The following is a 20,868-nucleotide window of genomic DNA, read 5'->3' as shown; positions in this document are numbered from 1 at the left end:
CGCGCTGATGCGTCGCGCTCTGGCTTTGCTTCCGATCCTTGTCCTCGCCGCCTGCAAGCCGCCTGCGGCCGATGACTATGTCGAGCGCACACGTATCGGGGGCGAGGTTCAAGGTCCGTCTGAACCGATCGATTCTCCCGATACCGAAGGCGCGGTTTGGGCGCCTGCCGACAAGGCCCGGCGCCTGCTTTACGGCACACCGGGCGAACGCCCGCTATTCGCCATCGAATGCGTTGGACAAGGGACCGGGCCGATGCTCGCCTATACTCGTTTCGCCAAGGCGGACCCTCATGCCAAGGCAGTACTGGCGCTCATCGGGAACAGCCATGTAACGCGCCTGCCGATCGACGCGACGCAGATTGGCGACGTATGGCGCTGGGAAGGTGCGGAGCCGGTGACCGATCCGCGCTGGGACGTGCTCACCGGTACGCGCGAGGTCGAGGCGACGGTGCCGGGCGCTGGCAGCGTGATTCTCAATCCGAGCGCCCTGCCCGGCGAACTGGTCGAGGAGTGCCGGGCGCTGGCGCAGCCGCCTAGCGGCGACGAGCCGAATCCCGCGCCTTCTCCACCAGCAGATCCGGCGTAAGCACCTGCGGCAATTGCTCGGCCTCGCCGCCGGGCTCGTACCACAGATAGAGCGGGACGCCCGCCGCGCCCTGACGGGTCAGCATGCGGCTGATTTCTTCATCGGGCTGCGTCCAGTCGCCGCGCATGGCGATGACGCCCGCTTCCTCGAAAGCCTTGCGCGTGGCCTCGCGTTCGATCGCCACACTTTCGTTGACCTTGCAGGTGACGCACCAGTCAGCGGTGAACCAGATGAAGACCGGGCGGCCTGAAATACGCGCTTCGGCCAACGCGGCTTCGCTATAGGTCACAGGATCCAGCAAGCTTTCGCTTGATGCGGCCTGCGCCTCGGGCTTGGGGAGCAGAGCGGCCCCGATCCCAAGCACCGCAACGAGGCTGGCGAAAACCACCAGCGCACCAGATCGCGCCCGACGCTGGAACAGCCCGATAAGCGCAAGCCCCGCAAGCGCGAGCACTGCCAGGATGAGCACCGGACCGAGATAGTCCCATCCGCCGATGCGCCAGAGGAGCCAGGCAAGCGCCAGCGCGGTCAGCCCCATCGGCAGCGCCATCCAGCGCCGGAAGCTATCCATCCAGGCGCCCGGTTTGGGCAGGTGCCGACGGATCGCCGGGACGAAGCCAACCAGCAGGAAGGGTAGCGCAAGGCCTACACCCAAGGCGACGAAGACGAGGAGTCCGTGGATCGGCCTGATGACCAGCGCCGCCCCCAGCGCGATGGCCATGAACGGGCCGGTACATGGTGTCGCCACGAAGGCCGCGAGAAGGCCCGTCGAGAAAGAACCGCCTCGCGAGGGCGCGCCGCCCGAAATGGCCATGCCGGGCACTTCGAACACCCCGAGGAAATTGACCGTGATCGCCAGTGCCAGCAGAAAAAGGCCGACCACGACGATGGGCTCCTGCAACTGAAAGGCCCACCCGACCTGCTCGCCCGCCGAACGCAGGAGCAGGATGGTCGCGCCGAGTGCAGCGCAGGCCAGCACCACCCCGGCAGTGTAGGCCAGCGCATCGCGCCGCGCCGCACGCTCGTCCCCCCCCGCCTTGGCCAGCGACAGCGCCTTGAGGCTGAGGATCGGGAAGACGCAGGGCATGATGTTGAGCAGCAATCCACCCGCCAGCGCGGCGACGAGCAACTGCCACAGGACCGGCTCTGCCCCACCACCACGGATCGGCTCCACCCCTTCGAGCGGCACATCCCCCGGCACGGCGGTAAAGCGCACGCCGCGGCCGCTGCCGAGATCGAGGATGCCGGTGATCGTCTGGGGGCGCGGCTCGGCCGCAAGCTCGACATTGTCCGCCACCGCCATCCGCTCGATCGGCATTTCGGCCACCAGCAGATTGCCTTCGCTGATAAAGGTCTGCACGCCGGTGTAATCCGGTCTGTCGCCTTCCCCCAGTTCGGGCGTGCCGAGAAATAGGTGGAGATCGCCGAACACTGTTTCGGCCGGGATCGGAATACCGATCCGCAAGCGTGTCGGCGTGAATTCGAACTGTGCCGTGCTGTCAAGCTGAGGTACGATTGCCGCGCGCCATCTACCGAAACGCGGATCGGCACCAGCCCGTGCGGGATCGAGCGTCAGCCGCGCCTGCTGCGGCACGCAGATCTTGTCCGTGCAGGCCAGATAATTCGCGGTGACGCCAATCGGCGCCACATTGGCGACCGCAGCGCTTTGCGGAACGGCAATCGGCACGAGAACCGCATAGTCGCCTTCATAGACATGGTTCATCAGATTGCCGATCACCAGCCGCTTGGGTAGCGGATAGAGCGGTTCGCCAGCCCTCCACTCCTCGGGCAAACTCCAGTCGAGCTGCATGCCGAGCCCCGCATCGCCGGGATTCGACCAATAGCCGTGCCATTCGGGGCTCGAGGGCCTGAAATGCAGCGCGACCATCCAGGTTTCGCCCGGCTGCGGCGCGCCTTCGGCCACGATCTCCACCGGCATCCGCTCGCTACCCGGCCCGCGCGCCTGCTGCTGCGCGTTGGCAGCCGGGGCAAGGGCCAAGGCCAGCGCACACAGCATCACCAGCGCGGCGATCCGCTCCAATATCCTTGCGTCGATCACGCTCGCCGCTCTAGGGACTCACCCCATGACAGACAAGCGAGACCTGCTGATCCTGGGCGGCGGCCTGGTGGGCATGACACTGGCGCTGGCGGCGGCGAAAAAGGGGCTGTCCAGCCACCTCGTCGACCGTGCCGATCCGGCCAGCCTGACTGCGGAAGGCTTCGATGGCCGCGCCTCGGCGATCTCGACCGCGAGCTGGCGCCTGTTCCGCCATATCGGCCTCGAAGACGCGCTGGAACCATATGGGTGCGATATCGCCGCGATTGCCGTGCTCGACCAGATGAAGGCGGGCCGGCTCGATTTCCGCCCCGAGCCGCATGAAGGCACGCTTGGCCGCATGTTCGCCAACCGCCAGCTGCGCCTCGCTCTTCACGAGGCGGCGGCGAAGGAGCCGCTGATCGAATGGCACGCCCCCGTCGAGGTCGTATCGCGCGAACGCGGCGAATTCGGCGTATCGGCAACGCTCGCCGATGGCCGCGTCCTCGAAGCCGCATTGATGGTCGGCGCGGAAGGGCGCGGATCGCCCAGCCGCGAGGAAGCGGGCTTCAAGATGGCAAGCTGGGATTACAGCCACCGCGCGATGATCGTCGGGCTCGACCACAGCAAACCGCACGACCACGTAGCCTGGGAAATCTTCTATCCCGACGGACCTTTCGCGCTGCTGCCCATGCTCGACGGCCCCGACGGCCAGCATCGCAGTGCGCTGGTCTGGACGGTCGACGAAAAGGACGCGTCAGGCGTCCTGAAGCTCTCCGACCGTGCCTTCCTCGCCGAGGTTTACAAGCGCATGGGCGATCTACTCGGCGAGCTCACCATCAACAGCGCGCGCTCGTCCTACCCGCTGAGTTTCCAGCACACGGCGAAAATCGTGGAACACCGCCTGGCGCTAGTCGGCGACAGTGCGCATGGCATGCACCCGATCGCGGGCCAGGGCCTCAATCTCGGCTTGCGCGATGTCGGCGCCTTGGTCGAGGTACTCGACGAGGCGGTCCGGCTCGGTCTCGACCTCGGCGATGCACAGGTACTGAAGAAATACGAAGAATGGCGCGCGCTCGACTCGCTCATGGTGATGGGCGCGACCGACAGCCTGACCCGCATTTTCGGCATTCCGGGGAAGACGGCCAGCGCGGTGCGCCGACTGGGCATGGCCGGCATTCAGCGCAGTGGCTGGCTCAAGCGCTTCTTCATGGACGAAGCGCGCGGCATCTCGGGCAAGCTGCCCGAATTGCTCAAAGCCTAACTTTCTTCCGCAGGGCTCGGCTGTTCGATCCGGTTCCCCGCCCCGTCGCGCAAGCGCCGCGGTTCGAGAACGGCTGCGGTTTCGATCAGGTCTAGCGCCCGTTGGGCGGCGGCATAGCGTTCCGCATCGCGGATCCACCCTCCGGCCTCGTCGGCTCCCGGAAGATTGCGAACTTCGGCAATCGCCGATTGGGTGCGCCCGCTTTCGAGAAACAGGCGCGCGCGTTCGAGCCTGCGCTCGGGCTGGGGCGACGGCGCGCTTTCGCGACGGATCACGAAGAGCTGTGACAGCTCCTCGCCGAACCTAGCCCAGCCGCGCTGATCGTTCGGTTGGGCGAGGCGTGGAGACAGGCCCTCGAGCCGGGCGATGAGCTGGTCGAGCGTGATCGGATCGCGACTGGTCCGGATGATCGTGTCTACCGCATTGGGCAGCGCATCGCCGAACCGCAGCCGCAACTGATCGGCGAGATAGCCGAGTTCTGCCCCCTTCTCGAATGCCCGCCGCGTGGCAAAAGCAATTAACAGGCCTTCGGCACGTGCGGCATTGCCCGCAGCCGCCTGTGCCTGCAGGTCGAGCCGGGCCAAACGCTGTTCGGCAGCGGCGAGACGCTGGTCTATTCCGCCCTGCTGTTGTTCGACCCGCTCGACCGCATCCTGCGCCGCCTGGCTTGCAGTGGCGCTGGGAGTCGGCGAGGGGGCGACAGCGGGGTTGGCGAGCGTTTGCGGCTCCTGCGGGGGCACGGCGGCTTCACGCTCGTCTCGGTCGGTCATCGAATAGACCGCATAGCCGGCGATCGCACCGCCGAGCAGGAAGCTGGCAAGCACGGCGACGAGAACCGGCCTTGCCGAAGGCCCCTTGCGCCTGGTGCTCATGTAATCGTCCATCGAATTCCGTTCCGCGACACCGTGGGCCAGTTCTCAAGGCCCCTTCCTATCATTGGTCCTCGGTCTGGCACAAAGCTCTCGCCAAGGCCAGTAGCTCGCTGTCTCCGGGTGCATCGGCGATGTGGATGGATCGCCACCCCTCTCCCGCCATTTCGGCAACGCGAGGGCCAATGACGGCGAGATCGAAAACCGCGCTGTTCAGGCCAAGGCGATCGAATTCGTCACGCAGCCGCACAGCGGCCGCGCCCGAATGCAATACCGCCACGCCGCCATCGCGCATCAGCTCGGCGTTCTCGTCCGACAGCTCTTCGGCCACCGCCCGATAGAGCACCCGGGTTTCGACTTCGATGCCATCGGGCGGGCGCAGCTTCACCCTGTCCTTGCCCGCAAGTCGCAAGAGCTTGAGCTTTCGATCGCCGAGTTCGTCGACAAGTCCCTGCAGCCCTCCCCGACCCGTTCGCCCGACCAGGAACCCGGCAATGCGCGCGGCATGGGCAGTGGCTTCGCCAACCGCATGGACGGGCAGCCGGGTCAGTTTTTCCAGGTGCTTGCCGCCATGCCGGAAGGCGTTGGCGCTGCCGACGAGAATGCCGTCGAAATCATCCGGGGACGGAACGATCCATTCTATCGGCTCGATCGCGAAGAGCGGCGCGCCATGCACATTGAGCCCCATATCGCGCGCCGTTTGCGCGCTGACCGACCAGCCCGGTTCGGGACGGAACAGGAATAGCGGCTTCATGCCGCCCCACCGAAATGCACGGCCACCGCAGGCGGCGCGGTATCAAGGAGCGACCGCGCCAAATCGAGCGGGGCAGTCCGATCCTCTATTTCGAAACAAGTGTCGTCGGCGATCCGCACCTTGCCATCGGGGCTAAAGATGGCCGCGCTCAGGGTAATTCGATTGCCATCGCGGCGCGACAAAGCGGCGATCGGACTGCTGCACGATCCGCCCAGCCCTTCGAGCAAGCGACGTTCCGCACGAATTTCGGCATGGCTCCCGGCATGATCGACCGCGGCCAGCAGATCACGCACGCGGGTATCGTCGCTGCGACATTCGAGACCAATCGCGGCCTGCGCGGGCGCGGGCAGCCATTGCTCCGGGTCGAGCCGAATGCCGACCCCGTCTTCACCCAGCCGGTCGAGGCCCGCCGAAGCAAGAAAGGTCGCATCGGCCTCGCCGGCTTCGAGCTTCGCCATCCGGGTTGCGACATTCCCGCGAATGCCAACCACTGTCAGGTCGGGCCGCAAGTAGAGTAGCTGTGCCGCGCGGCGCGGCGCACTGGTTCCCACTCGCGCGCCTGCGGGAATGTCGGCGATGGACGCCGCACCCAGCAGACGGTCGGCCTTGTCCGCACGCGGCAGTATCGCACCGATCGTGATGGCTTCGGGCCGGATCGTCTCGACATCTTTCATCGAATGCACCGCCGCATCGATCCGGCCTTCGAGCAGCCAGTGGTCGAGTTCACGCGTCCACAGCGCTTTGCCGCCGATCTCGGCGAGCGGCCGGTCCAGCACCTTGTCGCCGCTGGCCACGACGGGGACCAGTTCCACGGCCGATTCGTCCCAATCATGCGCTGCGCAAAGGCGCGCACGCGCTTCGTGGGCCTGGGCCATGGCAAGGGGAGAGCGGCGGGTTCCAAGGCGAATAAGGGGCTGGTCTGGCATAGGTCGGCTTGCCCTAGCGACCCACTTCGCTAAGGGGAAGCGGGATGGCACTGGTTCTCGGCATCGAAAGCTCCTGCGACGAAACCGCAGTCGCACTGGTCGACAGCCAGCGGCGCATCGTCGCGCAGCGCATCGCCTCGCAAGATGCGGAACACGCGCCCTTTGGCGGCGTCGTGCCCGAGATTGCCGCCCGTGCGCATGCCACACGGCTGGCTCCGATGATCGAGGGTGTGCTGGCCGATGCGGGGATCGCCCTGGCCGATTGTGATGCGATTGCCGCAACTGCCGGACCGGGCCTGATCGGCGGGGTCATGGTCGGCCTCGTGAGCGCAAAGGCGCTCGCGATGGCGACCAACGCACCGCTGATCGCGATCAACCACCTCGAAGGCCATGCGCTGAGCCCGCGCCTCGCCGACGAGACGATCGAATTCCCCTACGCCTTGCTGCTGGTTTCGGGCGGGCACTGCCAGATCCTGCGCATCGACGGCGTTGGCCAATACCGCCGCCTGGCCACCACCATCGACGATGCGCTGGGCGAGGCGTTCGACAAGACCGCCAAGATCCTCGGCCTCGGCTTTCCCGGCGGCCCAGCAGTCGAACGCAAGGCGCTGGAAGGCAACGCCGCTGCAGTGCCCCTGCCCCGCCCGATGGTCGGCAGCGGCGAACCGCATTTCTCCTTCGCCGGGCTCAAGAGCGCGGTCCTGCGCGCACATGAGAGCGGCCAGTACGCGGTCGCCGATATCGCGGCGAGTTTCCAGCAGGCGGCGGTCGATTGCGTAACCGACCGGTTGCGCATCGCGTTAGGCGGCATGGACGATATCGATACGCTCGTGGTTGCAGGTGGCGTTGCGGCGAACAAGACGGTGCGGGCCGCGCTCGAGCAGCTTGCGGCCGACCACGCGATGCGCTTCGCTGCGCCGCCGCCCAAACTGTGTACCGACAATGCAGCGATGATTGCCTGGGCGGGGATCGAACGGCTCGGCCAGAACGACCCGCTCGACATTGCGGCACGCCCGCGCTGGCCGCTCGATCCCGACGCCGAACCGGCGCGCGGCGCGGGAGTGAAAGCATGAGTACGGTCGGCGTTCTGGGAGCTGGCGCCTGGGGCACGGCGTTGGCGCAAATGCTCGCCAGCGACGGACGCGAGGTACTGATCTGGGCGCGTGAGAAGGAGCTGGTCGAGGAGATCAATTCCGCGCACAGCAATTCGCTCTTCCTGCCCTCTGCCGCGCTCGTCGATACGATACGGGCGACCGGTAACCTCGCCGATATGGCGCAACTCGACACGCTGCTGGTGGTGACTCCAGCGCAGCACATGGGCAGCGTCCTGGCCGATATGCCCGCGCATCCGCGCGACCTGGTCCTGTGTTCGAAAGGGATCGAGGCGGGCACCGGGCGGCTGATGAACCATGCCGCCAAATCCGCGGCACCGGATAGCGCGATTGCGGTGCTCTCCGGCCCGACCTTCGCACATGAGGTAGCGGCAGGCCTGCCCACTGCGGTTACACTCGCTTGCGGGGATGGCGAGGCGCAATGGGAGCGCCTTGCGCCGGTCATCGCCCGCCCGGCCTTCCGGCCCTACTATTCGGACGATGTGATCGGTGCGGAGATCGGTGGATCGGTCAAGAACGTGCTCGCCATCGCCTGCGGCGTGGTCGACGGCCTTGGACTCGGGCAGAACGCGCGCGCAGCGCTGATCGCGCGCGGCTATGCGGAAATGCTGCGCTTCGGCGAGGCGCTGGGCGCGCGAGCGGAGACGCTGGCAGGCCTGTGCGGTCTCGGTGATCTCGTGCTCACCTGTTCCTCGACTTCGAGCCGCAATTTCTCGCTCGGCAAGGCGCTGGGCGAAGGCCAGAAGGCGGAAGAGCTCATGGCCGACCGCCGCACCGTGGCCGAAGGCGCGCATACAGCGCCCGTACTGGTCGAACTGGCCGCACGCCACGCTGTCGCCATGCCGATCGTTACGGCGGTTTACGGCCTGCTCAAAGGCGATGCCCCGCGCGAGGTCGTATCCGGCCTCCTATCGCGCCCGCTGCGCGCCGAACAAGGCAGCGCCGAGTGACAGCGGAAAAACCCGACGAAGACCTTTCCGCCCTCGCCAAGGGCGGGCGGCAGAATTTCTTCGGCTTCATCCTGCGCCTCGTCGCGCGCCTGCCGTTCCTATTCATCGCGGGACGTCTTTACGGACCCGACGCATTGGGGCGTTTCGCGTCTGCATTGGTGGTGGTCGAACTGGTTGCACTGGTTTGTGCGATGGGCGAAAAGCGCGGCCTCGCCCAACGTCTGTCCGAGGGGGAAGAGAGCCATCCTGCCAATCTCGTCTATGACGGGATGCTGCTGGCGCTGCTGTTCTCAGGTCTTGCGGCCGCGTTTTTCTGGTTCGTGCCCGCCCCGCTGTTTCCGAGCGGTGAATACACCGAGCTCGACCGCTTCGTGGTCCTCGCAATCCCCGGTTACGCGCTGACCGAGATCGTCCTCGCCGCGCAGGCCTATCGCTACGACATTGCGACGACGGTCCGCGCGCGTGCGGTAGTGGAACCCTGGACCATCTCGATCATGGCCGGAGTGTTCTTCTTCGTACCCGCCGTCAGCGAATCTGGTCTCGCGATGGCCTACCTCGCTTCGATCTATGCAGGCCTTGCGACCGGGCTGTGGTCCTTCTTCCGCAGCTATGGTCCGCCCAAGGCATGGCGCCCCCACCCCGTCTACATGGGCAGGATGACCGTGCGCGCCTTGCCGCTGGCCACGGCCGATGCGATCGAATGGGGCACGCGGCGCGTCGATATCTTCATCCTCGGCCTGTTTGCCGCACCGGCCGCTGTGGGTGTCTACTACATCGCCCAGCAAGTCGCGAGCCTGCCGCAAAAGCTCAAGACCAGTTTCGAGCCGATCCTCGGCCCGGTCATCACCAAGAATCTGAAAACCAAGAACTACGAAGCGATCGCCAAGCAGATATGCCAGGTCGGCTTCTGGATCGTCGCGATGCAGGCGGGGATCGCGCTGGCGCTCGGCGTGCCGGGCGAGGCGGTCATGGGCCTTGTCGGGCCGGAGTTCGTCGGCGGCACCGGCGCGCTCGCCTTCCTGCTGATCGCAGAGGTGGTTGCGGCGACGGCGGTCGTGTCCGAAGCCGTGCTCGTCTATGTTGCGCGGGTCCGCAATTTGTGGATCTCGATCGGCACAATCGCGCTCCAGGCCGTGCTGACCGTGGTGTTGATCGAAGCGATGGTACGCGGCGGTTACGGCGAACCCTACAAGGCGGCGGCGGCGGCAATCGCACTGATGCTGGCGCTCGGCACAGCCAGTCTCGTGAAAGCCCTCATGCTTTCGAAGTTCCTCGGCCACACGATCAACACCTTCCGCTGGCCACTGGTCTGGGCGGCACCTCCGGCAGTGCTGGTCGGCTGGCTGGCAACCCGATTGCCCGAATGGGCCGAGCTGATCGTGGGTGTTCCGGCGATCCTGGCCGTCTATGGCTATATTATCTGGACTCGCGGCTTCGGACCGGAGGATCGGGTGCTGTTCCGGCGTAATCTCGACAAGGACGAACCGACCCGGAAATGATCGGATCGTCGCGTGTACGGCGCGTTCAGTCGGCATTCACCGCCCGGTGAAGTAATTCTAAATTATCGAAATATCGGGGAGGACTGCCCATGCGTTTCGCAACATTTACTGTCACTTGTGCCGCTGCTGCATTGCTTGCCGGGTGTGCCTCGCAGCAAGGGGGTGAGGAAATTGTCCTGACCGGCTCGAAGGCCGACGCGTCGGATAGTGGGCGGGTCCCTCCACCACCCCCTCCTCCTCCTCCTCCGCCAGCCTACAGCCTCGCCACTCCGTCCCCCGTGGTCGTAACGGGCTCGCGCGTGGGAGCGGAAGCTGCCGCAGCGCCCGGACAGGGTGAAACCGCCGACAGCAGCTACCGCTATTTCCCACCGGTCTTCGTGCCGTCGCCGCCCAGCCGCGATCAGTATGACGGCGAGGAAGTCTCTTCGGTGAAGGTCGTCGCCAATGAACCGGTTTCGACCTTCTCGGTCGATGTCGACACGGGCGCCTACACCAATGCGCGCCGCTTCATTTCCGAAGGCCAGTTGCCGCCCAAGGGAGCCGTGCGGACCGAAGAATTCGTCAACTACTTCCGCTACGATTACGACCGGCCGGACAGCGCATCGCAGCCCTTTACAGTGAATACGGATGTCGCGGTGACGCCGTGGAATACGAACTCGCGGCTCGTGCGCATCGGGCTTGCCGGATACGAAATGCCCGCGCAGGAGCGCCCCCCGGCCAACCTCGTCTTCCTGCTAGACGTGTCGGGGTCGATGTCGAGTCGCGACAAGCTGCCACTGGTGAAGACCGCGATGCGGCAGCTCGCGGGCCAGCTAACCGCAAAGGACCGCGTGTCGATCGTCGTCTATGCTGGGGCGGCAGGCCTCGTGCTCGAGCCGACCAATGACGAGCGCAAGATAAAGGATGCGCTCGACCAGCTCAACGCGGGCGGGTCCACCGCAGGCGGTGCGGGGATCGAACTTGCCTATCGTGTAGCCGAGGCCAGCCGGATCGAAGGCGGCGTCAACCGCGTGATCCTGGCGACCGATGGCGATTTCAATGTCGGCACTTCCGATCGGGAATCACTGGTCGAACTAATCGAGAAAAAGCGCGAAACCGGGGTTACCCTGTCGGTGCTCGGCTTCGGGCGCGGCAATCTGAACGATGCGATGATGGAACAGGTCGCCAATAACGGGAACGGCAATTACTCCTACATCGACAGCGCGCTGGAGGCGCGCAAGGTGCTCGGCGACGAAATGGGCGCAACGCTCTTCACCATCGCCAAGGACGTGAAGATCCAGGTCGAGTTCAACCCGGCGGTGGTCAGCCAGTACCGTCTGGTCGGCTACGAGAACCGCGTGCTGCGCGAACAGGATTTCGACAATGACGCGGTCGATGCGGGCGATATCGGTGCGGGCCATCAGGTCACCGCGATCTACGAGGTCGTTCCTGTCGGCGCCAAGGGCTGGATCCCGACGCGCCGGTACGAGGACAAGCCCGATACGCGCGCTAGCGAGCTGGCGGCCGAAGCGGCCTATGTCAAACTACGCTACAAACTGCCTGGTGGCGACAAATCGACGCTGCTGACCTACACGCTGCCCGCATCGGCGCTGCGCACCACTCGCGCACCGACCGGCGATTTCGCCTTCGCCAGTGCAGTCGCCGCCTTCGGACAGAAGCTGCGCGGCGATGCCTTGCTGGCGGATTTTTCCTACCCGAAAATTGCCGCGCTGGCCGGAAAGCAGAGCAATTTCTGGCGGCAGGAGTTCATCCAGCTGGTGCAGACTGCGGACGGGCTCGAATAGCCCGCTTGGCAGGCGGGTCGACACACGGCTAAAGCCCGTGTCATGCCGATCCGCCCCTCGCTCGCCATTTTCGCCGGAGCCGCTTTGACCGTGGCCAGCGCCTATCTTCTGGCCGAGCCCGCGGCCCCCGGTTTCATCGAGCGACTGGAACAGGATACCGCCGACGCGATCGTCGAAGCGGGCGGCAGCGGGGTTACCGCGCGCTTTGCCAACGCCGCAGGATGGCCTTCGCGCCACCCGTTGCTGAGCGGGGGCGAGCGGCTCGACGAAAAGACACGCGCTCGGGTCGCGCGGGCCGTATACAATGTTCCGGGCGTCGGCGGCATTGTCTGGAGTGACGGAACCGCTCGTGCCGAAAGCGACGAGCCGACGTTTCAGCCACTGCATTGCCAGGAAGACGTCGAAGGCCTGCTACGCACCCGTTCGATCCGGTTCGAAGAGGCAAGCAGCGCGATACTTCCTGCCAGCCGTATGCTGCTGGATGAGGTCGCCGATGCGCTGCGCCCCTGCCTCGGCTCGATCATCGCGATCACCGGCCATACAGATCAGTCGGGTCCGGAACCCGGCAACCTCGCACTGAGCATGGAGCGTGCGCGCGCCGTACGCGAAGCACTGGTGCGCCGGGGGATCCCGCGCGACGGGTTGCGCGCGAGCGGCGTCGGTTCGAGCCAGCCGGTCGAAGGACTCGCGCCTACCGATCCGGCCAACCGCCGCATCGAATTCTCGGTCATCCGCACCGAACCGCTTCGCCCCACACCCGTCGATACGCCGGGGGCGCGCTGACATGCCTCTATGGTTCGAACTCGCCGCGCTGATGCTTGTCGCCTATATCGCGGGGATCGGTATCGGCTGGGCCTTGTGGGGCCGCCACGACACAGACAAGGAATAACGTATGAGCGAACTGCTCCAGATCTATTGGCCGCTTATCGTCGCCGCGCTGGTTCTCGGCGTGGCCATTGCCTGGTATGTCTTCAACGCCTCGCGCAAGACGCGTGTGACAGGCACGAGCCGCGATGTGCTGGACGAAGGCGCCGCTCCCGCAGAACGCAACAAGGCGCTGATCGACAGCGCACCGGCCGCGACACCGATGCAACCCGCCGTCGGTGCCGCCATACAGCCGGATGCAAGCGGCGATGACCTGACACGAATCAAGGGCCTCGGGCCGAAGCTGGCAGCAACCCTGCGCGATCTGGGCGTCGCCACCTTTGCGCAGATCGCTGCCTGGGACGAAGCCGAGATCGACCGGATCGACAGCCAGCTCGGCCGCTTTCAGGGACGCATTCGCCGAGACGACTGGGTCGGCCAAGCGCAGTTGCTCGCGCAAGGAGACGACGCCGGTTTCGCCCAGCGTTACGGCAAATTGTCATAACTCGCGGAACCGATCCCGGATTACGGTTTTCCCTTAGATGGGTCGGCATAAGAGGAGAGCCAGGATGGGGCAGCCTTTGCGCGTGCTCGTTGCTGAAGACGAGCTGATTGTGGGATACGACCTTTGCGACACGGTGGCCGAGGCCGGGTATATGGTAGAAGGTCCGTATGACGACCTTTCTTCGGCAATGCTCGCTTATCAAAAGGCCAAGCCCGATATCGCCATTCTCGATGTGCAGTTGGGCGATGGTATCGTCTATCCACTGGCCGAACAAATGATGGCCGAAGACGTCCCGGTCATCTTCCATTCGGGTCAGCTCACTCCCGACGAGGTTGCCGAGCGTTTCCCGCAGGCACAGGCGCTGTCCAAGCCCTGCCCTCCGGCAGCCGTGATCGAATCGGTCCAACGGGCGGCCGCGCACGGTTGATCGCGCTTTCCGGGGCGCAGCCGGAACATCGGATTGCCACGATCCATTCCCTGGGTGAACCCCAAGGAAAGGAAGCTCTATGTCACTTCAGAAAATGGTCGCTGCCCACCCGCAGGTACAGGACGAGACCGAAGAATTGATCCTGGCCGCACGGCACGCCATGCTGTGCTCGCTGTTCTGCACCAGCTGCGCCGATGCCTGCGTGGCCGAAGACATGGACATGGCGCAATGCATCCGCAATTGCTTGGATTGCGCCGATGTCTGCACCGCCACCGCGCGACTGGCCGTGCGTCGCACCGCGCAGAATATCGATGTCCTGCGCAGCCAGCTCGAAACCTGCATCACGGCCTGCGAGACTTGTGCGGCAGAATGCGAAGGCCATGACGATCCGCACTGCCAGCTATGCGCGAAGATGTGTCGCGAATGCGCGGAGGACTGCCGCAAGGCTTTGCCGCTGGTGACGTGATTCACGATGCGTCCAAGCCTCTTGCGAAGGACGCGCAAGCCTGTCACTGGCTGGATAGTAACAAAGGAGACCACATGGCCGGTATGGTGCCCTTCGCTTGGGACGATCCCTTCAATCTCGATGATCAGCTGACCGAGGACGAGCGGATGATCCGCGACGCCGCGCACGCCTTTGCACAGGGCGAGTTGCAGCCGCGGGTGATCGAAAATTTCAGCAAGGAAGTCGACGATCCCGAGCTGTTCCCGATGATGGGCGAAGCTGGCCTGCTGGGCGCAACCGTGCCCGAGGAATATGGCGGCGCGGGCGCAGGCTATGTCGCCTACGGCCTGATTGCACGCGAGATCGAACGGGTCGACTCAGGCTATCGCTCGATGGCCAGCGTGCAGTCGAGCCTCGTGATGTATCCGATCCATGCCTATGGTTCGGAAGAGCAGCGCAAGAAGTACCTCCCCGGCCTCGCCAGTGGGCAACTGATCGGCTGTTTCGGCCTGACCGAACCCGACGCGGGCAGCGATCCGGGCGGGATGAAGACCACTGCCAAGAAGGTCGATGGCGGCTATGTCATCTCCGGATCGAAGACGTGGATCTCGAACGCGCCCTTTGCCGATGTCTTCGTGGTCTGGGCGAAGAGCGATGCGCATGGCGGCGGCATTCGCGGCTTCCTGCTCGAAAAGGGTATGAAGGGGCTGTCGGCACCCAAGATCGAAGGCAAGCTGTCCTTGCGCGCCTCGACCACCGGTATGATCGTGATGGACGAAGTGGAAGTCGGCGAAGATGCCCTGCTGCCCGAAGTGCAGGGTCTCAAAGGGCCGTTCGGCTGCCTCAACCGCGCGCGTTACGGCATTAGCTGGGGCGCGATGGGCGCCGCTGAATTCTGCCTGTATGCCGCGCGGCAATACGGCCTCGACCGACATCAGTTCGGCGTGCCGCTCGCGTCGAAACAGCTTTACCAATTGAAGCTGGCCGACATGATCACCGAGATTTCGCTCGGCCTGCAATCCTCCTTGCGCGTCGGCCGGCTGATGGATGAAGGCAAGTTCGCCCCCGAGATGATCTCCATCGTCAAGCGCAACAACGTCGGCAAGGCATTGGATATCGCCCGCAAGTCGCGCGACATGCACGGCGGCAATGGCATTTCGGAAGAATATCAGGTGATCCGCCACATGGTGAACCTGGAGACGGTCAACACTTATGAAGGCACGCACGACGTCCATGCACTGATCCTGGGGCGTGCGATCACCGGGATCGCCGCGTTTTGATCAGGCTCCATGGATATTATCGCAGCTCGACCAGCTATCGCCTGCGCATCGCGCTGGAATTGAAGGGGCTGGAATACGAATGCGTCCCGGTGAACCTGCTCAAGTCCGAACAAAAGGGAAAGGATTTCACCAACCGCAATCCCTTCGGCACGGTCCCGCTGCTCGAAGTCGACGGCAAGAACTACGTCCAGTCGATGGCGCAAATCGAATGGCTCGACGAAGCCTATGCCGAACGCGCGCTACTGCCTTCGGACATTCAGGATCGCTACGTCGCGCGTGAACTCGCCTACGCGATCGCGACTGAATTGCACGCGCCCCTGAACCTGCCCGTCCTCAAGTACCTGGCCAACGAATACGGCAAGTCGCAGGACGAAATCGGCGTGTGGTATCGCCACTGGCTCGCGCGCACGCTCGACCCGATCGAGGCGCGCCTGGCGCAGCTCGGCACGGGCGATTTGCTGTTCGACAGGCCCGGCTTCTTCGAGGTATGCCTGCTGCCGCAGGTCTATAACGCGCGGCGGTTCGGTTTCGACTTCGGCGACAAGCCGCATATCACCCGGATCGAAAGCGCCTGCCTCGCATTGCCCGAATTCCAGCGCGCACATCCGGATAACCAACCCGACAATCCCGAGAGGACCTGACACCCATGAAGCTCGCAACACTCAAAGACGGCACGCGCGACGGCAAGCTCGTCGTCGTCTCCAAGGACCTCACCCGCTATTGCGCCGCCGACAACATCGCGCCGACGCTGCAGGCCGCGCTCGACAATTGGGACGAGATCGCGCCCAAGCTTGAGGCGCTCTATACCGATGTCGAACACCAGGCGGTGCCCTGCGAGCGTTTCCACGAGCGCGAGGCGCATTCACCGCTCCCCCGTGCCTATCAGTGGGCCGATGGCTCGGCCTATATCAACCATGTCGAGCTGGTCCGCAAAGCACGCGGCGCCGAGGTGCCGGAGAGCTTCTATCACGACCCGCTAATGTATCAGGGCGGCAGTGACACCTTCCTCGCCCCGCGCGACGACATTCCGCTGAAAGACACCAAGTGGGGCTGCGACATGGAAGGCGAGATCGCGGTCATCACCGACGACGTGCCCATGGGCGTGTCGAGCGAAGAGGCCGCGAGCCACATCAAGCTGGTCATGCTGGTCAACGATGTGTCGCTGCGCGGCCTGATTCCGGGCGAACTGGCCAAGGGCTTCGGCTTCTTCCAGTCCAAGCCCGCCAGCGCCTTCAGCCCCGTATGCGTCACACCCGACGAGCTTGGCGATGCCTGGCGGGACAGTGTCATCCACCTGCCGCTGATGGTCGATTACAATGGCGAGCCCTTCGGCCGCGCCAATGCCGGGGTCGATGCGACCTTCAGCCTTGCCGATCTCGTCGCCCATGCGGCGAAGACCCGCAACCTCGGCGCAGGCACGATCATCGGTTCGGGCACGGTGTCCAACCAGGACGAGAATGGCGGCGCAGGCAAGCCCGTTAGTGAAGGCGGTCTGGGCTATAGCTGCATCGCCGAGATCCGCATGATCGAAACCATTGCCGATGGCGAAGCCAAGACTCGCTTCATGGCACCCGGCGACACCGTCCGCGTCGAAATGAAGGATGCCGACGGGCATTCGATCTTCGGCGCGATCGAACAGGAAGTGGTCGCCGCCTGACACTCGGGGAGGCAGGTGGTGGCCGTTAGTGCCGCCCCTGCGCTTCCGGGTCGAACCGCAGCGTAAGAAAGCGGGCATCCGCGCCATAGCCGGCAAGCTTGCCTTCGCTCGCCTGCGTATCGCGGAAGCCGAACCGGCGCCAGAACGGCGCGGAATCGCCTACGGCGATCAGGCTGACCGAGGCCAGACCTGTCTCGCATGCGTGCCGGATTATATATGGCACGATAATACCGGCTGCCCCCAGGCCGCGCGCGCCGGGGAGGAGCGCCAGATCGTGAAGGTAGAAGGTGTCCGGACGAACGGGCAGCCGCTCGATCCGCGCATCGAGCGGCAGAGGTTCCGCCTCGAGCCAGGGATGCCCGATACAATACCCCGCCACCGTGCCGTCGCGCTCCAGCACGAAGGCTCCGGCGGGATAGAGCGCCTGCCGGTCGGCAAAGACCGCGCGGTTTTCCGGCAGGGTGGGATGAACTGCCTCGGATATGCCATGAACCCGGTCGATGTCCCCGGTGCCCATAGCCCGCCATGGTCCAAGCCCACCCATTTGGGTGCTCATCACATCGAGCGGGCGATGAGCATCTTCATGACTTCGTTCGAGCCGCCGAAGATGCGGGTGATGCGTGCGTCACGGTACATTTTGGCGATCGGATATTCATTGATGTAGCCTGCGCCGCCGTGAAGCTGGAGGCACTTGTCGACCACCTCGCTCTGGAGCTCGGTGACCCAGTATTTGGCCATCGCGGCGGTCGCGACATCGAGCTCGCCCTTGAGCAGCTTGGCAATGCAGTCATTGACGAAAATGCGCGCCGCAGTGCCGCGCGCCTTGAGGTCCGCGAGCACGAACTGCGTGTTCTGGAAATCCCAGATCGTCTGCCCGAAGGCCTTGCGGCTCTTGACGTATTCGACCGTGACATCGAGCGCCTTCTCGATCCCCGTCGCCGCGCCCATCGCGATGACCAGCCGTTCCTGCGCAAGCTCCCCCATCAGCTGGTAGAAGCCCTTACCTTCGACCCCGCCAAGGATATTCTCGGCCGGGACGAAGACGTTGTCGAAGAACAGCTCCGACGTGTCCGCAGCATCGAGCCCGATCTTGTCGAGCTTCTTGCCGCGCTCGAATCCTTCCGCCCCTTCGGTCTCGAGCAGCAGGAGCGAGATGCCCTTGGCGCGCTCGTTCGGATCGGTCTTGGCAACGACCACGATGAAATCCGCGGTCTGGCCGTTGGAGATATAGGTTTTGGCCCCGTTTATGCGGTAACCGTTGCCATCCTTGAGTGCGGTGGTGGTGATCGACTGCAGATCGGACCCAACGCCGGGCTCGGTCATGGCAATGGCACTGACCAGTTCGCCGGTCACGAGCTTGGGGAGGTACTTCTTCTTCTGCTCTTCGGTGCCATGCCGCACGAGATATGGGAGGATGATCGTATTGTGCAGGCTGGCGGCGAATCCATCGACACCATGCTTGGCCTGCTGATCGATGACCACCATGTCATGACGGAAGTCGCCGCCATGGCCGCCATATTCCTCTGGCACCGACACACCGAGTAGGCCTGCCGCCCCCGCCTCGTTCCAGAATTCCCGTTCTACCTGGCCGTCCTCGCGCCATTTCTCCACCCGCTTTTCCGGGGCGTGTTGTTGGTAGAACTTGCCCACGGCGTCGGCGAAGATCGCGATTTCCTCGTCTTCCATGAACTCAGGCTGGGGTACGTCGATTACGGGCATCTCTCGGGTTCCTCTCCAATATCTTTATGGCGTGCCGAAGGGTCTTACTTGCCCTTCCAGTTGGGCTTACGCTTTTCGGCGAAGGCGGCAGCGCCTTCGCGGGCGTCTTCCGATATGAAGACCGGCGCGATCAGCTGCGTCTGGCGGGTATACCGCTCTTCCATCGGCCAGCCGCGCGATTGCTTGATGACCTGCTTCGAGACGCGCACGGCAAGCGGACCGTTGGCAACGATGCTGGCAGCGAGTTCTTTCGCGCCCGATAGCGCGTCGCCCTCGGTCACGCGGTTAATCAGGCCGAGCTCATAGGCGCGGGCTGCGTCGATGAAATCGCCGGTCAGCGCCAGCTCCATCGCGATCCTCTCGGGGATCTGGTCGGGCAGCATCATCACGCCGCCCGCTGCGGCAACGAGGCCACGCTTCACTTCCGGAATGCCGAATTTCGCGCCCGCATTGGCGACCACGAGATCGCAGGCGATCATCAATTCCAGACCGCCAGCCAGTGCATAGCCTTCGACTGCTGCGATCAGCGGCTTTTCAGGCGGCTTCTGCACGATACCGCCAAAGCCGCGACCTTCGATGCTCGGCGATTCGCCGCGCAGGAAGCCTTTCAGGTCCATGCCGGAGCAGAAGGTCCCGCCCGCGCCCGTCAGAATGCCGACACGCAGGCTGTCGTCGCTGTCGAGCCGGTCCATCGCCGCGGCAATCCCCTCGGCGGCGGCCTTGGTCATCGCGTTCTTGGCTTCGGGCCGGTTGATGGTGACGACGAGAATGCCGTCCTCTTCGCTGGTGAGGACTTCCTCGGACATAGCTGCTCTCTCCCATTTCAATTCGAAACTTGTCTTGCGCCCTTGCTGCTCGACGTTTACGCAAACGTCAACCGGCATTTGCGGCACAAAACGACAAGTCGAGAGGAGTTCACACCATGGCCGAAGCCTATATCATCGATGCTGTCCGTACCCCGCGCGGGATTGGCAAGCAGGGCAAGGGCGCACTTGCCCACATGCACCCTCAGCATCTTGCCGCGACCTGCCTCAAGGCGATCAAGGACCGCAACGATCTCGATACGGCGACGGTCGACGACGTGATCTGGTCGGTCAGCACGCAGGACGGCATGCAGGCGGGCGATCTTGGGCGGATGGCTGCACTCGACGCGGGCTACGACATTACCTCATCCGGCACCACGCTCGACCGTTTCTGCGGCGGCGGCATCACCAGCGTTGCGCTGGCTGCCGCGCAGGTGATGAGCGGGATGGAAGACTGTGTGGTCGCGGGCGGCACCGAGATGATGAGCCTCACCGCGCAGATGTCGAAGGACAAGATGGCTGCCGGCCTCAAGCCGCCGATGATGGGCAGCTATAACGAGCGCCTTATGCGCACTCATCCGCAAAGCCACCAGGGCGTGTGCGGCGACGCCATCGCGACGATCGAGGGCTTTACGCGCGAGGAACTGGACGAAGTCGGCTTCCGCAGCCAGCAGCGCGCCGCCAAGGCCATCGCGGAGGGGCGCTTCGACAAGTCGGTCGTGCCCGTGACGGACGACGATGGCAATGTCGTGCTCGACAAGGAGGAATATCCGCGCCCCGGCACGACCATGGAAACGCTGGGTCAGCTCGAACCGGCCTTTGCCAAGATCGCGAACGTGCCGCTCGACAAGAACGGCACCACCTTTGCCGGGCTGGTCAACGCCAAATATCCCGACGTCGAAATCAAGCACTTCCACCACGCGGGCAACAGTTCGGGCGTGGTCGATGGTGCGGCGGCCGTGCTGGTTGCCAGCAAGGATTACGCGCAGAAGCACGGCCTCAAGCCGCGCGCGCGCATCGTTGCGACCGCCAACATGGGCGATGATCCCACGCTGATGCTCAATGCGCCCGTTCCGGCAGCCAGGAAGGTCCTCGAGAAGGCAGGCCTGACGAAGGATGACATCGATCTTTACGAGATCAATGAGGCTTTCGCGGTGGTCGCCGCCAAATTCGTGCGCGATCTCGATCTCGACTGGGACAAGGTGAACGTCAATGGCGGCTCGATCGCGCTGGGCCACCCGATCGGTGCCACGGGCTCGATCCTGATCGGCACGATGGTTGACGAGCTGGAACGCCAGGATAAGCGCTATGGCCTCGTCACCATGTGCGCAGCGGGCGGAATGGCCCCCGCGATCATCATCGAGCGCGTGACCGATTTCGTCGACTGAC

At 64.5% G+C, this 20,868-nt stretch carries 21 protein-coding genes; 14 read left to right on the top strand and 7 right to left on the bottom strand.

Annotated features, from left to right (window positions below):
- Positions 1-7: 7 nt before the first annotated feature.
- Positions 8-586 carry a hypothetical protein gene (locus MUY37_RS05180; protein ID WP_499194316.1) on the top strand — a complete coding sequence of 193 codons (579 nt, stop codon included), beginning with the start codon at positions 8-10 and terminating at the stop codon, positions 584-586.
- On the opposite strand, the gene MUY37_RS05175 is transcribed toward MUY37_RS05180, so the two are convergent.
- Positions 534-2,645: a protein-disulfide reductase DsbD family protein gene (locus MUY37_RS05175; protein WP_499194315.1), complete on the bottom strand. Its 2,112-nt coding sequence runs from the start codon at positions 2,643-2,645 to the stop codon at positions 534-536. The genes MUY37_RS05180 and MUY37_RS05175 overlap by 53 nt on opposite strands.
- A gap of 25 nt (positions 2,646-2,670) precedes the next feature.
- On the opposite strand from MUY37_RS05175, the gene MUY37_RS05170 reads away from it, so the two are divergent.
- On the top strand, positions 2,671-3,885 hold the full coding sequence (locus tag MUY37_RS05170) for an FAD-dependent monooxygenase (RefSeq protein ID WP_499194314.1): 1,215 nt from the start codon (positions 2,671-2,673) through the stop codon (positions 3,883-3,885).
- Here MUY37_RS05170 and MUY37_RS05165 read toward each other — a convergent pair.
- Genes MUY37_RS05165 through hemC form a run of 3 tightly spaced genes read right to left on the bottom strand, consistent with a single transcriptional unit; the run spans position 3,882 to position 6,434 of the window.
- Positions 3,882-4,769, bottom strand: a complete 888-nt coding sequence (locus tag MUY37_RS05165) for a hypothetical protein (RefSeq protein ID WP_499194313.1) — start codon at positions 4,767-4,769, stop codon at positions 3,882-3,884. The genes MUY37_RS05170 and MUY37_RS05165 overlap by 4 nt on opposite strands.
- A gap of 49 nt (positions 4,770-4,818) precedes the next feature.
- Positions 4,819-5,508, bottom strand: coding sequence for a uroporphyrinogen-III synthase (locus MUY37_RS05160; RefSeq protein ID WP_499194312.1), 690 nt, complete (start codon positions 5,506-5,508; stop codon positions 4,819-4,821).
- Entirely contained in the window at positions 5,505-6,434 is a 930-nt protein-coding gene (hemC, locus tag MUY37_RS05155; RefSeq protein WP_499194311.1) for a hydroxymethylbilane synthase, read from the bottom strand. Before hemC ends, MUY37_RS05160 begins: the two co-directional genes overlap by 4 nt.
- Before the next feature lie 44 nt (positions 6,435-6,478).
- Here hemC and tsaD point away from each other — a divergent pair, with 44 nt between their 5' ends.
- The 11 genes from tsaD to MUY37_RS05100 all read left to right on the top strand — a co-directional run bounded on the left by tsaD (position 6,479) and on the right by MUY37_RS05100 (position 16,957).
- Complete coding sequence (tsaD, locus tag MUY37_RS05150; RefSeq protein WP_499194310.1) at positions 6,479-7,507, top strand: tRNA (adenosine(37)-N6)-threonylcarbamoyltransferase complex transferase subunit TsaD; 1,029 nt, start codon at positions 6,479-6,481, stop codon at positions 7,505-7,507.
- Positions 7,504-8,496, top strand: a complete 993-nt coding sequence (locus tag MUY37_RS05145) for an NAD(P)H-dependent glycerol-3-phosphate dehydrogenase (protein ID WP_499194309.1) — start codon at positions 7,504-7,506, stop codon at positions 8,494-8,496. Before tsaD ends, MUY37_RS05145 begins: the two co-directional genes overlap by 4 nt.
- The gene (locus MUY37_RS05140) at positions 8,493-9,995 is read left to right on the top strand and encodes a lipopolysaccharide biosynthesis protein (protein ID WP_499194308.1); all 1,503 of its coding nucleotides are present in this window, start codon (positions 8,493-8,495) and stop codon (positions 9,993-9,995) included. Before MUY37_RS05145 ends, MUY37_RS05140 begins: the two co-directional genes overlap by 4 nt.
- An 89-nt stretch (positions 9,996-10,084) precedes the next feature.
- Positions 10,085-11,779, top strand: a complete 1,695-nt coding sequence (locus MUY37_RS05135; RefSeq protein WP_499194307.1) for a vWA domain-containing protein — start codon at positions 10,085-10,087, stop codon at positions 11,777-11,779.
- 42 nt (positions 11,780-11,821) lie between these two features.
- Complete coding sequence (locus MUY37_RS05130) at positions 11,822-12,562, top strand: OmpA family protein (protein ID WP_499194306.1); 741 nt, start codon at positions 11,822-11,824, stop codon at positions 12,560-12,562.
- A 109-nt stretch (positions 12,563-12,671) separates the two neighbouring features.
- Entirely contained in the window at positions 12,672-13,148 is a 477-nt protein-coding gene (locus MUY37_RS05125) for a helix-hairpin-helix domain-containing protein (RefSeq protein WP_499194305.1), read from the top strand.
- A 64-nt stretch (positions 13,149-13,212) separates the two neighbouring features.
- A complete protein-coding gene (locus MUY37_RS05120) occupies positions 13,213-13,575 on the top strand; it encodes a response regulator (RefSeq protein WP_499194304.1) in 363 nt (120 codons plus the stop codon).
- Positions 13,576-13,654: 79 nt separating this feature from the next.
- Complete coding sequence (locus tag MUY37_RS05115) at positions 13,655-14,041, top strand: four-helix bundle copper-binding protein (RefSeq protein WP_499194303.1); 387 nt, start codon at positions 13,655-13,657, stop codon at positions 14,039-14,041.
- A gap of 83 nt (positions 14,042-14,124) precedes the next feature.
- Entirely contained in the window at positions 14,125-15,300 is a 1,176-nt protein-coding gene (locus MUY37_RS05110) for an acyl-CoA dehydrogenase (protein ID WP_499195117.1), read from the top strand.
- Positions 15,300-15,941, top strand: coding sequence for a maleylacetoacetate isomerase (gene maiA, locus MUY37_RS05105; RefSeq protein ID WP_499195116.1), 642 nt, complete (start codon positions 15,300-15,302; stop codon positions 15,939-15,941). The genes MUY37_RS05110 and maiA overlap by 1 nt, the downstream gene beginning before the upstream one ends.
- A gap of 5 nt (positions 15,942-15,946) precedes the next feature.
- Positions 15,947-16,957, top strand: a complete 1,011-nt coding sequence (locus tag MUY37_RS05100; protein ID WP_499194302.1) for a fumarylacetoacetate hydrolase family protein — start codon at positions 15,947-15,949, stop codon at positions 16,955-16,957.
- 25 nt (positions 16,958-16,982) lie between these two features.
- On the opposite strand, the gene MUY37_RS05095 is transcribed toward MUY37_RS05100, so the two are convergent.
- From MUY37_RS05095 to MUY37_RS05085, 3 genes are read right to left on the bottom strand one after another with little or no spacing between them, the layout of a single operon-like run.
- Positions 16,983-17,513: a GNAT family N-acetyltransferase gene (locus tag MUY37_RS05095; RefSeq protein ID WP_499195115.1), complete on the bottom strand. Its 531-nt coding sequence runs from the start codon at positions 17,511-17,513 to the stop codon at positions 16,983-16,985.
- Positions 17,513-18,676 (bottom strand): acyl-CoA dehydrogenase family protein, encoded by a 1,164-nt coding sequence (locus MUY37_RS05090; RefSeq protein WP_499194301.1) that lies wholly within the window; start codon positions 18,674-18,676, stop codon positions 17,513-17,515. The genes MUY37_RS05095 and MUY37_RS05090 overlap by 1 nt, the downstream gene beginning before the upstream one ends.
- A gap of 44 nt (positions 18,677-18,720) precedes the next feature.
- Entirely contained in the window at positions 18,721-19,482 is a 762-nt protein-coding gene (locus MUY37_RS05085; protein ID WP_499194300.1) for a crotonase/enoyl-CoA hydratase family protein, read from the bottom strand.
- 116 nt (positions 19,483-19,598) lie between these two features.
- On the opposite strand from MUY37_RS05085, the gene MUY37_RS05080 reads away from it, so the two are divergent.
- The gene (locus tag MUY37_RS05080; protein WP_499194299.1) at positions 19,599-20,867 is read left to right on the top strand and encodes an acetyl-CoA C-acetyltransferase; all 1,269 of its coding nucleotides are present in this window, start codon (positions 19,599-19,601) and stop codon (positions 20,865-20,867) included.
- Position 20,868: the final 1 nt, after the last annotated feature.

It is taken from the genome of Qipengyuania sp. ABI-127-1, from assembly GCA_022953095.1.
Taxonomy (GTDB): Bacteria; Pseudomonadota; Alphaproteobacteria; order Sphingomonadales; family Sphingomonadaceae; genus Qipengyuania.
This window is presented reverse-complemented; position numbering and strand designations above follow the sequence as displayed.